Annotated in this window: 10 protein-coding genes and 1 other annotated feature; of the genes, 5 read left to right on the top strand and 5 right to left on the bottom strand. The window is 36.7% G+C overall.

All coding sequences use genetic code 11. The features are described from left to right. Window positions 1-129: 129 nt before the first annotated feature. The 3 genes from abc-f to BCR22_RS03465 all read right to left on the bottom strand — a co-directional run bounded on the left by abc-f (window position 130) and on the right by BCR22_RS03465 (window position 7608). Window positions 130-1731 (bottom strand): ribosomal protection-like ABC-F family protein, encoded by a 1602-nt coding sequence (gene abc-f / locus BCR22_RS03475; protein ID WP_069653594.1) that lies wholly within the window; start codon window positions 1729-1731, stop codon window positions 130-132. Window positions 1732-2304: 573 nt separating this feature from the next. Then, window positions 2305-4818 (bottom strand): leucine--tRNA ligase, encoded by a 2514-nt coding sequence (gene leuS, locus BCR22_RS03470; RefSeq protein ID WP_069653593.1) that lies wholly within the window; start codon window positions 4816-4818, stop codon window positions 2305-2307. A 204-nt stretch (window positions 4819-5022) separates the two neighbouring features. Beyond that, window positions 5023-5259 (bottom strand) — a binding site (T-box leader). 51 nt (window positions 5260-5310) lie between these two features. After that, entirely contained in the window at window positions 5311-7608 is a 2298-nt protein-coding gene (locus BCR22_RS03465; RefSeq protein WP_069653592.1) for a LysM peptidoglycan-binding domain-containing protein, read from the bottom strand. A gap of 310 nt (window positions 7609-7918) precedes the next feature. Between BCR22_RS03465 and BCR22_RS03460 the strand changes: the two genes are divergently transcribed. From BCR22_RS03460 to mnmM, 5 genes are all read left to right on the top strand, one after another. Further along, window positions 7919-8575 carry a DUF1700 domain-containing protein gene (locus tag BCR22_RS03460; RefSeq protein ID WP_069653591.1) on the top strand — a complete coding sequence of 219 codons (657 nt, stop codon included), beginning with the start codon at window positions 7919-7921 and terminating at the stop codon, window positions 8573-8575. A 1-nt stretch (window position 8576) separates the two neighbouring features. Beyond that, window positions 8577-9608, top strand: coding sequence for a DUF4097 family beta strand repeat-containing protein (locus tag BCR22_RS03455; RefSeq protein ID WP_069653590.1), 1032 nt, complete (start codon window positions 8577-8579; stop codon window positions 9606-9608). Between the two features lie 153 nt (window positions 9609-9761). Next, window positions 9762-10412, top strand: coding sequence for a phosphatase PAP2 family protein (locus BCR22_RS03450; RefSeq protein WP_069653589.1), 651 nt, complete (start codon window positions 9762-9764; stop codon window positions 10410-10412). 14 nt (window positions 10413-10426) lie between these two features. Further along, a complete protein-coding gene (gene mnmL / locus BCR22_RS03445) occupies window positions 10427-11395 on the top strand; it encodes a tRNA modification radical SAM protein MnmL/YtqA (protein WP_069653588.1) in 969 nt (322 codons plus the stop codon). Next, window positions 11395-11958, top strand: a complete 564-nt coding sequence (gene mnmM, locus BCR22_RS03440; RefSeq protein ID WP_069653587.1) for a tRNA 5-(aminomethyl)-2-thiouridylate-methyltransferase MnmM — start codon at window positions 11395-11397, stop codon at window positions 11956-11958. The genes mnmL and mnmM overlap by 1 nt, the downstream gene beginning before the upstream one ends. Before the next feature lie 109 nt (window positions 11959-12067). On the opposite strand, the gene BCR22_RS03435 is transcribed toward mnmM, so the two are convergent. Together BCR22_RS03435 and BCR22_RS03430 are read right to left on the bottom strand one after the other, a co-directional pair. Continuing rightward, window positions 12068-13837 (bottom strand): ABC transporter ATP-binding protein, encoded by a 1770-nt coding sequence (locus BCR22_RS03435; RefSeq protein WP_069653586.1) that lies wholly within the window; start codon window positions 13835-13837, stop codon window positions 12068-12070. Continuing rightward, entirely contained in the window at window positions 13830-15551 is a 1722-nt protein-coding gene (locus BCR22_RS03430; RefSeq protein WP_069653585.1) for an ABC transporter ATP-binding protein, read from the bottom strand. The genes BCR22_RS03435 and BCR22_RS03430 overlap by 8 nt, the downstream gene beginning before the upstream one ends. Between the last annotated feature and the right edge of the window lie 177 nt (window positions 15552-15728).

The raw sequence follows: 15728 nt of genomic DNA, 5'->3' as shown, positions 1-15728 counted from the left end.
GTGTGGGACAAAAGTAAAAATCACTTTTGTTTCACACCCTAAATGCGAATAAACGGTGGGATCAGGAACACTCCTTCCAGAAATAAGCTTCTATCCCAGCCTCACCTTTTATTTTTGATTTGTTTTTATCTATTTAAGAGTAAGTAAATCTGAGTAATATCCAATTTCTTTTGTGATTTTCTGTTTTTCAACAATTAAAAATGTATCAACCATTTTTTGTAGAAAGAAACGATCATGCGAAACGACTAGCATCGTTCCTTTAAAAGCTTCTAGTATTTCTTCTATTTCTTCTCTCGTTTCGATATCTAAATGATTTGTTGGCTCATCTAATACTAAAAAATTAACCTCGTTATACATCAGTTTTGCTAATTCCAAACGCACTTTTTCTCCTCCACTTAAAAATCGAACCTGTTTCATTACATCATCATTGTAAAAGTCGTAGTTAGCTAATGCACGACGACTTTCTTGTTCATCTAAGACGCAAGCTTCCCTGAACGAGTGTAATAGAGTTTGTTTAGGCGTATCGTAATGTATTACTTGAGGCAAATAGCCAATGCGAAGATTCGTTCCCTGCTTGATTTCCCCACTATCAAGCTCCTCCATTGCAAGTGCCAACTTTAGTAGCGTGCTTTTTCCTACGCCATTTTCTCCTACAATCGCTGCACGCTCTTTCCAAAATAGTGAAAATTCGACTTTATCGAACAGTTTTTGGTCAGCATAACTTTTGCTGACTTCTTTAAATTGAAGAACTTCTTTCCCAGATCGATATGTTTCCTTGAATTTTTTTCTTGTTTTCGCGGTTTCGTCTTTAGGTTTTGGGATTTTCTGAATTTTTTCTAACCGTTTTTCAAGTTGTTTGGCTTTTTTGAAGAATTTTTCATTATCTCCTTCGTGTCCCCACTGTCGAAAGCGACGAATTGCCAATTTCAATTTTTTCATTTCTTTTTTCTGTTCTACAAAATCTTTTCTAATTTTTTCAAGCTGTTCTTCCTTTTGTCGCTTATATGCAGAATAATTGCCTTTGAATTCTTGTAATTTACCATCTTCTAACTCTACGATTTTTTCAACTGTATGATCTAAAAACAATCGATCATGGGAAACAATCAAATAAGCCGTTTTTTCGTGAGTCAAATAGCCTTCCAGCCAGGTAATTCTTTTGGCATCGAGGTGATTAGTTGGTTCATCTAACAGTATAAGATCATTTTCCTGTAACAGAATTCTTGCCAATGCAACAATTGTTTGCTCACCGCCGCTTAATTCCGACATTCTTTTTGGTAACAAGTAATTGATTGTTAGTCCATTGGCGATCATCTCTAGTTTGTTTTCCATCTCGTAACCGCCAGCTCGTTGAAATTCTTCTTGTTTTTGACCGTAGCGAGTTACTATTTTGTCTATGTCACATTCTGGACTCATCATTTGCTCTTCCAATTGTATTAATTGATTTTGAATCGTATTCAGTAATGTGAACGTTTCTAATAAATAGTCTTTGACCTTCTGTTCGCAAATGTCCGGTATTTGAGCTAAATAGCCAATTCGTGTATTTTTCTTGCAACTGATTGTTCCTGAATCTATGCTTTCCATTCTAGTAATAATTTTTAAAATGGTCGATTTACCAGAGCCGTTTGTTCCGATCATTCCTATTTTTTCACCTTCATTTATTTGTAAATTTAACTCTTCAAAAAGTGGTTCTGTTCCATAATTTTTAGTTATTTTTTGTAATTGGAGTAACATCTTTGCCTCTTTCTGCCATTCAGACAGATCAACATTAATAAATTTTAGCGTACACAAAAAAGCTGAACAATTATCTTCGTTCAACCTTCATTATTTACTATAAAGCTAAAGAAGCTACACTTTTTTGATTAAGACAAGTGAACCCCTCATTGCTACTTCTTCGTTATTTTATGATTCATTCGTTTCAAGTAAATAAGTCTGAATGGTCTGTTTTATTTAATTTTTTATCCCTTTTTGGACACACTTGTCCCTTGAGATAAAAAATTGAAAATAATAACATGACAAAAAGCTAGGTAGCCTATTACATAAGAAAAACCCGTTGTTATTTTTGGCATGTTGACCATTGTACTTATTCACCACCTTCGTCATTTATTAGGATTATTGTAGCATGATAGTTTGATTTGTGCAAAATGTGTTTATTTACTTTTTTGTTTATACTATTTCAATTGTTCCACTAGTTCCCCTATTTGTAGGTCAAATAAACGTGATATAACTGATCAGTTTTCTCTCCTATTCCTATTTATAGCGAAACAGAGACACCGATTTTATGCAGCACCTCTGTTTCAACTATATTTAATTCGCTACAATATTTACCAATTTATCTGGAACAACAATGACTTTGCGTACTGTTTTCCCATCAATAAAGGCTTGAATCTCTTCTGCTGCTAAAGCTTTTTCTTCTAATTTTTCTTTGCTCAATCCTCTAGTAATATTCAGTTTCGCACGAACTTTTCCATTAACTTGGAAAACAACTTCGACTTCGTCTTCAATCAATGCAGCTTCATCAAATGTTGGCCAAGGCGCATTTGTTAAACTTTCTTCGTTTCCAAGGATTGCCCACAGCTCTTCACCGACGTGTGGTGCGATTGGTGCTAGTAATTGAACGAATCCTCCAATATAGTCATATGGTAAAACATCGACTTTATTTGCTTCGTTCACAAAGACCATCAATTGCGAAATTGCCGTATTAAAGTGTAGATTTTCCATATCTTCTGTCACTTTTTTCACTGTCTGATTATACACTTTAGTCAAACGTCCATCATTCATTGTCGTGATACGATCACGCATCTTATCATTTTCATCTACGATCAAGCGCCACACGCGATCTAAAAATTTGCGGCTACCTTCAAGTCCATTTTCGCTCCATGCAATCGATGCATCTAGCGGTCCCATGAACATTTCATACATTCTTAGTGTATCCGCACCGTATTTTTCGACAACATCGTCAGGATTTACAACGTTTTTCAAGGATTTACTCATTTTGGCTGGTGCTTCTTCAAGCTCTTCCCTTGTTTCAATATTTACCCAAACGCCGTCTTTTTTTTCAACCATGTTAGTAGGTACTAATACACCACGACTGTCACGGAAACTTTGACCTAAAATCATTCCTTGATTGTACAATTTTTGATAGGGCTCTTTTGTTGGTACAACACCGATATCATACAAGAATTTATGCCAGAAACGCGCATATAATAAGTGAAGAACGGCATGTTCCGCTCCGCCAATATAAATATCAACAGGTAACCAACGCTCTAATTTTTCATAATTCGCTAGTTCATTTTTATTGTGTGGATCGATATAACGTAAATGATACCAAGAGCTACCTGCCCATTGTGGCATTGTATTCGTTTCACGTTTGCCTTTTTTACCCGTTTCAGGATCAATGACATTGATCCACTCAGTAATGTTTGCAAGTGGTGATTCGCCAGTTCCACTAGGTTTGATATCATCTGTTTTCGGTAATGTCAAAGGTAATTCAGATTCTGGAACTGTCGTTGTTGTCCCATCTTCCCAATGAATCACTGGAATTGGTTCGCCCCAATAGCGTTGACGAGAAAATAACCAATCACGTAAACGATAAGTAACTTCTTTTTTACCACAGCCGTTTTCTTCTAGCCATTGGTACATTTTTTCATTCGCTTCATCTTTTGTTAGGCCATCTAAGAAGCCAGAATTGATATGAAGACCGTCACCAGTGTACGCTTCTTCCTTGATATTTCCGCCTTCAATCACTTGAATCATTTCGATGCCAAACTTATCAGCAAACGCGTAATCTCTTTCATCATGAGCCGGTACCGCCATAACAGCACCCGTTCCGTAACTACCTAATACGTAATCGGCGATCCAAATCGGTATTTCTTTGCCATTCACGGGATTGATTGCATAAGCTCCTGTAAAAGCGCCTGTTTTTGTTTTAGATAAATCGGTACGATCTAAATCAGATTTTTTGCTAACTTCTTCTTGATAAGCTATCACTGCTGCTTTTTGCTCCGGAGTTGTGATTGCATCAACTAGTTTTAATTCAGGTGCAACAACTAAGTAACTAGCACCAAATAAAGTATCTGCTCGTGTCGTGAAGACGGTGATGCTGTCGTCACTTCCTTTGATTTTGAAATCCACGTTTGCACCTTCAGAACGACCAATCCAATTACGTTGCATATCTTTAATGCTTTCAGGCCAATCAACTAAGTCTAGATCATCCAATAATCGGTCAGCGTATGCTGTGATTTTTAGCATCCATTGACGCATCGGTTTTCTAACAACATCGTACCCACCACGCTCGCTTTTTCCATCGATAACTTCTTCATTAGAAATCACAGTTCCAAGTTCTGGTACCCAGTTAACGGCAACTTCTGCTTCATAAGCCAAACCGTGTTCATATAGTTTAGTAAAAATCCATTGTGTCCATTTATAATAATCTGGATCTGTCGTATTGATTTCACGATTCCAATCATAACTAAATCCTAGTGAATTGATTTGACGTTTAAAGGTTTCAATATTTTTTTTCGTAAATTCTGCTGGATCATTTCCAGTATCTAATGCATATTGTTCTGCTGGCAAGCCAAATGCATCCCAGCCCATTGGATGTAACACACTGTATCCTTGACTTCTTTTCATACGTGACAAAATATCTGTCGCTGTATATCCTTCTGGGTGACCAACATGGAGCCCTTGTCCTGACGGATATGGAAACATATCCAAAGCATAAAATTTTTCTTTGGTTGGGTCGTCATGAGTAGTAAAGCTGTTATGTTTAGCCCAATATTTTTGCCATTTTTTCTCGATTTTCTTGTGATCGTAACTCACGTTTTTTTCCTCCTATTTAAGTAGCTTTTTATTACTTTTTCCGTTTTCTTAAATTAATTCTCTGCCATTTTTAAGTCATTGCTTGGCAGTCATTCAATGATATGTTGATGGCTGTTTCTTTACGCGTCCGGTATTGTTCATCAGCTACTCTGGCGAAGCCAATCGTAGTGATTCACAACAAAAACGTCCTACAGGAAAATATTCCTATAGGACGTGTGATTGACAACGTGGTACCACCTAAATTCGCTTGTATAAATACAAACCTCAGCGCTGTAACGGCCGCCGCCGATTATACTTAATAAAGTTAACTACATCTAACTACATCTAACTCATTCAGTAAAATAACTCAAAGGCGAGTTCGAAAGCTTCTGTACGTATTTTCACCAGCCATACGCTCTCTAAAACATGGTTCTTTCTACTATTCCTCTTCACTGTTTACATATCTATCATGTGCTACCATACTACCAAATATTTCAAACAATTTCAATTGTTTTATTTTACTTTCAATTTTTGACCAATATAGATTATATCGTTAGATACCCCGTTCAATTGTTTGATTTTTTGGACGCTTACTCCATATTGTTGAGAAAGTCCCCATAAAGTATCTCCACTTTTTACAGTGTGTGATCCTGCTGTTTGGTTACTACCTTGATTACTAGGTGAACTAGCAGATCCTCCTTGGCCTTTTCTCACAACTAAACGTTGACCTGGGTAAATCACATCTCCGCTTAGATTGTTCAATTGACGCAAGTTTGCAATACTTATGCCATTTTTATTAGCAATCGCCCATAGTGAGTCACCTGATTTTACCGTGTAGTGACTAGTAGCTGTTCCAGCATTATTTGAGCTACCAGTATTACCAGTTGAGCCACTATTACTACCACTTGTATTCTCTGCACCCTTTTTCACGATCAATTTTTGACCGGGGTAAATAATATCGCCATTTAACTTGTTCCATTGACGTAGATTAGTAATACTTATACCATTTTTATTGGCAATTGCCCATAGTGAATCTCCTGATTTTACTGTGTATGAGGCGTTTGAAGTTCCTGTATTGCCGGAGCTTCCCGTATTACCAGTTGAGCCACCTGCATTACCGCCTGTGTTACCTCCACCAGTATTTCCTGACCCTTTTTTCACGATCAGTTTTTGGCCTGGATAAATGATATCGCCACTTAAATTATTCCATTGACGCAAGCTTGCAATACTTATACCATTTGAATTAGCAATTGCCCATAACGAGTCACCTGATTTTACTGTATAGTAAGAATTCGAGGTTCCAGTGTTGCCAGAACCACCTGTATTCCCGTTTGAACCTCCAGTATTTCCACCAGTGCTACCACCTGCATTACCAGAGCCTTTTTTTACGGTCAATTTTTGACCTACGAAAATGACATCGCTAGAAAGTTTGTTCCAATTCTTGATGCTCGCTATTGACGTGCCATATTTAGCTGACAATCCCCATAAACTATCACCAGCTTTTACAGTATGTGTCACATCTTGATTGCTTGTTCCACCACCTGTATTGCCACTGCTATTGCCACCTCCGGCATTTCCACCTGTATTGCCGCCTGCGTTACCAGAACTTTTTTTCACGATTAGTTTTTGACCTACATAAATGACATCGCCAGAAAGTTTATTCCAGCTTTTAATATTAGCAATTGACGTGCCATATTTAGCTGACAATCCCCATAAACTATCGCCAGCTTTTACAGTATGCGTCACATCTTGACTGCTTGTTCCGCCGCCTGTATTGCCGCTATTATTGCCACTTCCGGTATTTCCACCTGTGTTGCCCCCGGTATTGCCGCTGTTATTGTCGCTACCTGTATTTCCGCCGCCTGATGAAGGCGTATCATATTGAGTTAAATTGTACGTTGTTATGATATTATTAAGTTTGGTATTATAGGTAGGATCAGTTGCATAACGTCCTGTCAGCCAAGCTGTTGCATCTTTGTAAGAATTCGTGTTGCTTTTCCATGCACCTGAATAATAATAAATTCCTGATTGAAAAGATGTATTTCTTAAGACATACGCATTATCACTAAATGATTCTGAATAAGAAGGATATTTTCTAAAAGTAGCATTTACTTGAACCCACTGTCCATTATAGACTTCCCATGTCAACATGGTAACCGATTGTCCTTGATAACTACCTTTGATTCCGAATAAGTTGTGATTCGGTGCTGCCGATAATGTACTTCTGCCCCAATCACTTTCAAGAATTGCTTGCGCCATCATTACAGAAGCATACAAATCATTTGCTGCTGCAACTGAGCGTGCGTGACCAGAGATGTCAGCAATGAAGGTACTCGGGCTAATACTTCTAGATTGAGGGATTGCTGCTGAACGCATCATAATTTCTGGCATTTTTGATTCTTCCTTTTCAGGAGTTGAAGAATCTGTCGTTACAGTTGATTCAGTTGTCTCAGTACTTTCGATTGTTTCTGATGTATTTAATTCTGATGATTCTTGTGTTTCAGACGTTTCTTCACTGGAAGAGGTCTCAGGTGCTGTCGTCTGAGTTTCTTGCGTCATCGAATCGTTAGAGTCAGTTGTCGTTGGTTGAACGCCTTCTGTATGTGTATTTGTGTCTGAGTAACTTACTTGAGCACTTGAATGTTGATCTTCTGCCGCTTCAGCTATTTTCGGAGCGGCAATCGGGGCAGCAATTGAGGAAACTACAATCGCAGAGCTAAGCACAGTGGTTCCTTTTTTTAGCTGATCATAAGCAAGCTTGTTCTGCTCCGCTTTTCTTCGCTCTTTTCTTGATGTGTTGTACTTCTCCATGATAAGTCCTCCAAATTTTCTAAAAAAACTATTCCTTAATTTTTATTATACCCTTTTTTTAAAGAAAATAGAAATATTTTTTTAGTTTTTCTTTCCAAAATCACACAAAATATTGTTTAACATTTCTTTCTAATTGAATATTTTTATCGATTAGATAATTGATTTTTTCTTTTTCGGCTAGACTAGGTCTCAAGTCTGATGTCGCTCTTTACCTTAGGCTGATTTTTTGACGAAAGACTTGTTATTACGTCTAAAAAAAATTATAGTGGAAAAGGAGAAGCTGACGAATAAAATGAGATGGGGGAAAAAAATGAATAAAGAGCACTTTTTAATCGAACTGAAAATCTACTTAAAGCCTTTAACAAATCAACAGCAAGGGTTTATCTTGAATAAATATGAAACAATCTTTAAAGAGCGCTTAGCTGATGGTGAAACGGAAGAACAGATTGCAAAAAGCTTAGGAAAACCAAGAGGGATCGCTGAAGAAATTTTACAGGAATTCGATATCACTGTTCCTGAAAAAAAACTTGAACGAGATGGTTGGCAAGAAATACAACCTATCACAAATAATGATGATCATTATGAAGATACACCTGAACATCCTTATGATGATGCTTTTCGTTCTTATGAACGCCCTCAACGTAACGGCTTTACACGGTTCTGCCAGGTTGTAGGAGTTCTTGCCTTTAATTTTCTCTTTATGTTTTGGATGATTTTTGCTTTTATTATGGTTTTATTTTCTTGTTGGTTAGTCGCTATCGTTCTCTTATTTTCGCCAATCCTTGGAGGTATTTCAATCTTTTCTGGATTTAATGATGGAGCGATGTTCCAATTGTTTGTTAGTATTTTTCTTTCTGGTGCTGGTATCATCGGCTTATTGATCCTGACACCTCTAACAAAATTCTTTGGAAAAATATTAAAACGTTATCTGCAATGGAATATTCACGTCTTAAGAGGAGAGATTTAATATGAAAAAGACTACTGCTTTTTTTCTAACTATCGGAGTTTTAGCTATGATCATAGGTGGAATAGGGAGTGCTGTTTACTTTAGACGCGCTGAAAATTATATGACAGATGTAAAAAGACAAACCTATGAGATAAAAAATAAACAAAGTACAAAAGAAGTCCATCTTGATCTTTCAGGTAATGCTGAGTTTCACATTATCACTGAAAACTCGAACAAAATTGTATTAAATACTCGGAGTTCTATGCCAATTTCAATTAAAAGCTCTTTAGATGTTCAGGAAAAAGAGGATCATTTAAGTGTTTCAGCCAGTAGTACTAAGAAAAAACAACAACTAGACGGAATAGCGTTAGGGATGTTCGACCGTGGCTCAGCTGTAACGTTGACAATTCCTGATGATACCGAACGCCTGATCATCGATGGTAAAGCTGATGGGACTATCAATCTTTCGAGCATTACAACAAAAGATTTATCTATTACATTAGCTAACGCTGATCTTAACATTAATAATACTAATACAGAAAAATTGGCGCTTAAAACATCTAATGGTGATCTTAACATTCAAGGTGATGTTCGAGCGGATAAAGCAACATTCAACACCAACAGTGGTGATATTCAAGTAAATGATTTTACTGCAGCTAATTGGTCTATTACTAGCGCATCTGGTGATGTTTACCTGAATGCAGTAAAAGGAATCACTAAAATAGAGACTACCAATGGTGAAATCCAAGCAACTGATCTTAAAGGCGAAGCGGACATCAAGAGTGTCAATGGTGATTTTTCATTATACGGAGCTGTAATTCCTAAAAAATTAGCAGTTGATACTAAAAGAGGAAGTATTGACCTGCATACCGAAGAAATTTTATATGATGTAACAATCGAAACAAAAACAAAATTAGGTGATAGTACGATTTTCGGTAAAGAACGAACGTCTTACAAAAAAGGAAAAGGAACAAAATCACTCACTTTACAAACAAATTCTGGGGATATTTCAGTTGAAGGTCCTTCGGATTATGAAGATGGCGAAGAAAGCTAGTTTTTTTTTGAACTTAGAGAAGTTGGTATAAATATCTTGCGAGAGATAGCTCTCGTGGTATTTATACCAACCTCTTCTTTTTGATGATTCTCAGCTGTGTTCTTGATTATTTGATGTTATAATAAACGTTATCTACTTTGGAAAGGATTTTTCATGAAAAATAAACTATACTATCAATTTGCGGGCAGCTGTTTTTTAGTTGTCTTTATGTTTTTAGGTTATGTCGTGCGTTTTTATTCTAGTTGGTTAAACGGTTTTGATCAGACAATCACGACAATCGTACGAACCCCTTATCCTTCTGCAAATCAGTTTTTCATCTGGTATACAAAATTTGCAGATCCGTTGACAGTCGGAATTCTCACCTTAGCCATCACATTTATTCTCTACAGAGGAAAATTTTATGCGGAGATGTTTTGGCTATTGATAAATGTAGGGTTGATTGCCGGTATAGCCAATCCATTGATTAAGTTATTATTTATGCGCCCCCGCCCAACATTGAATCATTTAGTAACAGAACACAGTTACAGTTTCCCAAGTGGCCATTCTACTGGAAGTGTCTTACTGTATGGCACGATTATTTTATTACTGCCACAATTTATTAAACAAAAAAATCTTTGTTTATTTTTGCAAATTCTCTTGGGATTAGGAATTTTTCTAATCGGCATTAGCCGAATTTATGTGGGCGTTCATTTTCCTAGCGATGTCATAGGTGGGTTCTGTTTTGGTTTAGCTTGGCTCTTAATGACGTATCCAATTTATTTAGAAAAACGTTTTGTCTGGCGCTTTAAAAGTAAACAACATTAGAAGGAAGAAGAAAGATGGCTGAATTTATCTATACAGAAGATCCACACAAACGCTACCATACATGGAATTATGCTTTACGTCAGCAATTTGGTGGGAAAATTTTCAAGGTTCCTTTAGACGGTGGGTTTGATTGTCCGAATCGAGATGGGACTGTTGCTAAAGGTGGTTGTACTTTTTGTAGCGTATCAGGCTCGGGTGATATGATCGTTGCACCACAGGACCCTTTACCGATCCAATTTCAAAAGGAAGTTCACATGATGCATAAAAAGTGGCCAAATGTCGCTCAATACATCGTCTATTTTCAAAACTTCACAAATACTCATGCGCCTATTGAAGTCATTCGGCATCGTTTTGAACAAGTCGTTAATGAAAAAGGAGTTGTCGGCATTTCGATTGGAACTCGTCCAGATTGTCTGCCTGATGAGGTCGTCGAGTATTTAGCTGAACTGAATCAGCGGTATTATTTGTGGGTGGAATTGGGGTTACAGACGACCTATGAAAACACAAGTAGTATAATCAATCGAGCCCATGATTATCAAACGTATTTAGAAGGTGTAGCAAAATTACGGAAACATGATATTCGAGTTTGTACTCATTTAATCAACGGTTTGCCTGGAGAAAGTCTAGACATGATGAGAGAAAATGTTCGTCGCACGATTCTTGATTCAGATATTCAAGGCATCAAATTGCACCTATTGCATCTTATGACTAATACTCGTATGTTAAGAGATTATCACGAGGGACGTTTGCAGTTAATGACCCGAACTGATTATGTAAATGTTATCTGTGATCAGTTAGAAATGATTCCACCAGAAATCGTGATCCATCGTTTAACGGGGGACGCACCTACTGATTCTTTAGTTGGTCCGATGTGGAGTTTGAAGAAATGGGAAGTCCTGAATGCCATTGATGATGAGATGAAACGTCGAAACAGCGTTCAAGGTTTTTATAATGTGCGTAACGCTAAGGAGGTTTTTAGTTGATGTTGCAAACAGCGCTTCATTTTAGTCATACGCTTTTAAAAGAGATCGTTCAAGTTGGAGATGTCGTCGTAGATGCTACGATGGGTAATGGGAACGACACCGCTTTTCTAGCAGAACTCGTTGGTTCAACTGGTTTAGTCTATGCATTTGACATCCAAGAGCAAGCACTGATAAACACTGAAAAAAAAATTACTGAATTAGGTTTAAACAACCAGACTATTCTATTACAACAAGGTCATGAAACCATTGGAAAAACAATTCCAGAAGAAACAGAACTAACAGCAGCTATTTTTAATTTAGGATACCTTCCTAAAAGTGATAAACAAATCATTACAAAACCAGATACTACTAAAAAAGCTCTAGATGCACTAGTTGCTCGCTTAAAGCGGAAGGGACGAATTATTTTAGTCGTTTATTATGGACACGCTGGAGGAGAAGCTGAATTAGCATTAGTTCAAAAGTATTCTCAACAATTAGCTCAAGAAGAATATAGTGTACTAACCTACCAATTTATCAATCAAAAGAATAATCCACCAATTTTATTTTGTATTGAGAAAAAATAGAACCCACACAACCAATTGAATATATAACAAAAAACGAACTTGAGTCTCGCATTAGGCAAGAATCAAGTTCGTTTTTACATGTTGATTTTCTTATATTATTTTAGACTATTTACTCAAATACAAACTGATTGTAATAAAGTTCTGAATAAAAACCTTCTTGTTTCAACAATTCATGATGACTTCCTTCTTCAATCACTTCACCATTTCTTAAAACGACAATACGATCTGCATTCAAAATTGTTTTCAAACGGTGAGCAATTACGAAGCTGGTTCTGCCTTTGATTGCTTCATCCATAGCTTTTTGGATCTTAGCTTCTGTTACAGTATCTACGTTACTAGTCGCTTCATCTAAAATCAATAATGATGGATTTGTGATGATGGTTCTCGCAATACTGATCAGTTGCTTTTGTCCCGTACTGAAAATATTATTTTCCTCAGTGATTTCAGTATCATAGCCTTTTTCTTGCTCCATAATGAACTCGTGAATATTCGCTTGTTTAGCCGCCGCTATAATGTCTTCCTCAGCGGCTTCTGGTTTACCGAATGCAATATTTGCTCGAATTGTACCAGAGAATAAAACGGAATCTTGTAAGACAATTCCTACGTGACTTCTCAAGCTACTTAATTCAATTTCACGAATGTCCGTTCCGTCAAATGTAACCGAACCACTATTTACGTCATAAAAACGATTCAATAAATTCATGATTGTCGTTTTTCCTGAACCTGTCGGACCAACTAAAGCGACCATTTCACCCTTACTTACATTAATTGAAACGTCTTTTAAAATTGGCACTTCTGGATCATAGCCGAACTCAACATGATTCAACGAAACGGATTCATTGATTCCATCGATTTCTTTTCCATCTTTTGGATTAATTTCATCTGGCTCATCAAACATTTCATTCAAACGACGAGCGCCAGTAATCGCTAACTGGATCATACTGTAACCAGAAGAAATCTGCATCAACGGTTGGTAATATTGTTGTGAATATTGAACAAATGTTACTACTAATCCTAACGCAACAGTTTTTTCCAAATCACCGTTCAAGGCTAACCAACCACCAAAGAAAATAACAATAGCGGTATTTACAAGAGACATTCCCTGCATCATTGGAAACAATAGACCAGAGTAAACTTGTCCTTTAAATGTTGCTTTACGCACTGTTTCATTATGTTCTAAGAAACTATCGATTGTTTCTTCTTGTAAACCATTTGTAATGATCACGCGTTGTCCGCTGATTTTTTCATCCATATAACCATTTAATTTACCAACTTCATCTTGTTGGATATCAACATATTTTCTTGCCTTGCTGATAACAACGACAGCAATCAGTATTGCTACAGGTGTAGAAGCAATCGTTGCCCATGCCAACTGAACATTTTGACGAAACATCATAATCAACACTCCGATGAATAATGCAAGATTGGTCAACACTTGAAGCAATGCTTGATTCAAACTATTTTGGATGTTATCCAAATCACTGGTAAAACGACTTAAAATTTCACCATCTTGATGAGAGTCAAAGAAACGAATCGTTAACTTTTCTAATTTATTGAATAACCCTATACGCATACGATTTGTTGATTTTCCAACAACTTGCGTGAATAAAATGCTGTAAATAAAATTTGCTGCACTAGTCAGTACATAAAAAATCAATAACTTCCAGGTAATATCGATAAACTTGCTCTTATCATCTGTTCCTTGCCCTAAAGCTCTCACGTAATTTGCCAATTCTTGAATCGCTTCCCCAATGAATTGAGGCGCTTTTACTTGTAAATAAGTTGCAATAACAATCGTTACAAAGATAAACAAGAAGGAAAGTTTATACCGTTTTAAATAATGAAAAAAGAATTTACTTGCTCTTATTAAATCAGTCATTATTTTCATCCTTTCCTTTTTGTGTTTCGTAGATTTCTTGATAGATTGAATTTGTTTTAGCTAACTCTTCATGGGTACCTTCACCCACTAAATGACCTTTGTCCAAAACTAAAATACGATCTGCATGAACAACTGAAGATATTTTTTGTGCAATCACGATCGTAGTTGTATCTTTTAGATCTCTATCCAAAGCTTCTCTAACTAAACGTTCTGAGCGAGCATCTAAGGCACTTGTGCTGTCGTCTAAGATTAAGATCTTAGGATCTCCGATTACGCCTCGTGAAATAGATAAACGTTGTTTTTGGCCCCCGGAAAAATTATTGCTTCGTTCAGCAACTGGCGCTTCGTATTGTAGCGCTAATTTCTCGATGAATTCTTTTGCTTGTGCAATTTCAGTTGCCCGAGACATATCCGCTTCACTCGCATCCCGTTTTCCCTGACGTAAATTCTGCGAGATGGTACCAGAGAAAAGAATTGATTTTTGTAATACGAAAGAGACCGCTTTACGCAAACTATGCTCATTAACCTCTTTCAAGTCGATACCACCAACTTCTACCGTCCCTTCAGAAGGATCGAATAAACGTGGAATCAATTGTGCTAAAGTGGATTTACCAGCACCAGTTGCACCTACGATCCCAATCATTTCACCAGGTTTAATAGAAAATGAAACATCCTTCAAAGTATCTGTCTCATCACCTGGATAACGGAAACTAACATGATCAAACACCACGCTTCCGTCTAAATTTTGTTCTGGTACATCTTTATACGTAAGCGCTGGAACTGTCTCTATAACTTCTTTGATCCGTTTGATTGAGACCGCCGCACGAGAGGTCATCATCATCATCATTCCACCAATAATAATCGCCATCATAATTTGCATCAAATAGCTCATAAACGAAGCAATTCCGCCAATTACACTTGGGTCATCTTTGACTAGGTTACTAACTAGAAAAATCGATCCTACAACCGCGAGATTAGCTGCTAACATAAATGAGGGAATCATGACAGAAAATAGTGTTCCAACAATCAAATTATGTTTCGTCAATTCTTCACTGACTTTGGTGAAGCGATTTAACTCATTCTTCTCTTGAACAAAAGATTTCACCACGCGAATTCCTAAAAGATTTTCTTTTGCTAATCCATTTACTTTATCGATCAATGTTTGGATAATCATAAAATGTTTGCCCATTTGTGAAAATGATAATGCTGTGATAATGAATACAGCGATAACTAATAACACGATGACCCACCATAATTGTGGTAATGTCATCATCGCTAGAATAAAACTACCGATAAATAAAATCGGGATTCTAAATAAGGACTGTAATGCAATCATGATCACATTTTGAATTTGTGTCACATCATTGGTTAAACGAACAACTAAATTTCCTGCTGAAAATTCTTCGATATTTCCAAATGAAAAAGTTTGAATCTTACGAAACGTTGCTTCACGAATATCTGCACTCACACCTTGTGCGACTTTTGCAGAATAAATCGTGTTGAAAACACCAGCAATCAACCCTAAACCTGCGATTCCAATCAAATACAACCCCAGTTCTTTCATTTGGCTCTTATCCTCTTTAATAATTGCTTCTAACACTTTTTGTAATAGTTTAGGTTGCCATAATGCCGACATGACCATAATAACGACAGTAAACAACGCTATGGTAACTTCCAACTTGTACTTTTTAACATGTTCCATAATAATACTCATTTATATCCCAACTTTCTTTGTAAAACTAGCCTAACTTGATTCTTTGTACAACTTTCAACGATTATTTAGTGTTATAATTCGTTCATGAGCATACAAGATGAGACATTAATCCTTTGTTTGACTCCCTTAATTTAACACTGTAAAATTAAGCCGCACACCAATGTACCATTTCTGAGA

It is taken from the genome of Enterococcus plantarum (assembly GCF_001730295.1).
GTDB lineage: Bacteria > Bacillota > Bacilli > Lactobacillales > Enterococcaceae > Enterococcus_L > Enterococcus_L plantarum.
This window is presented reverse-complemented; position numbering and strand designations above follow the sequence as displayed.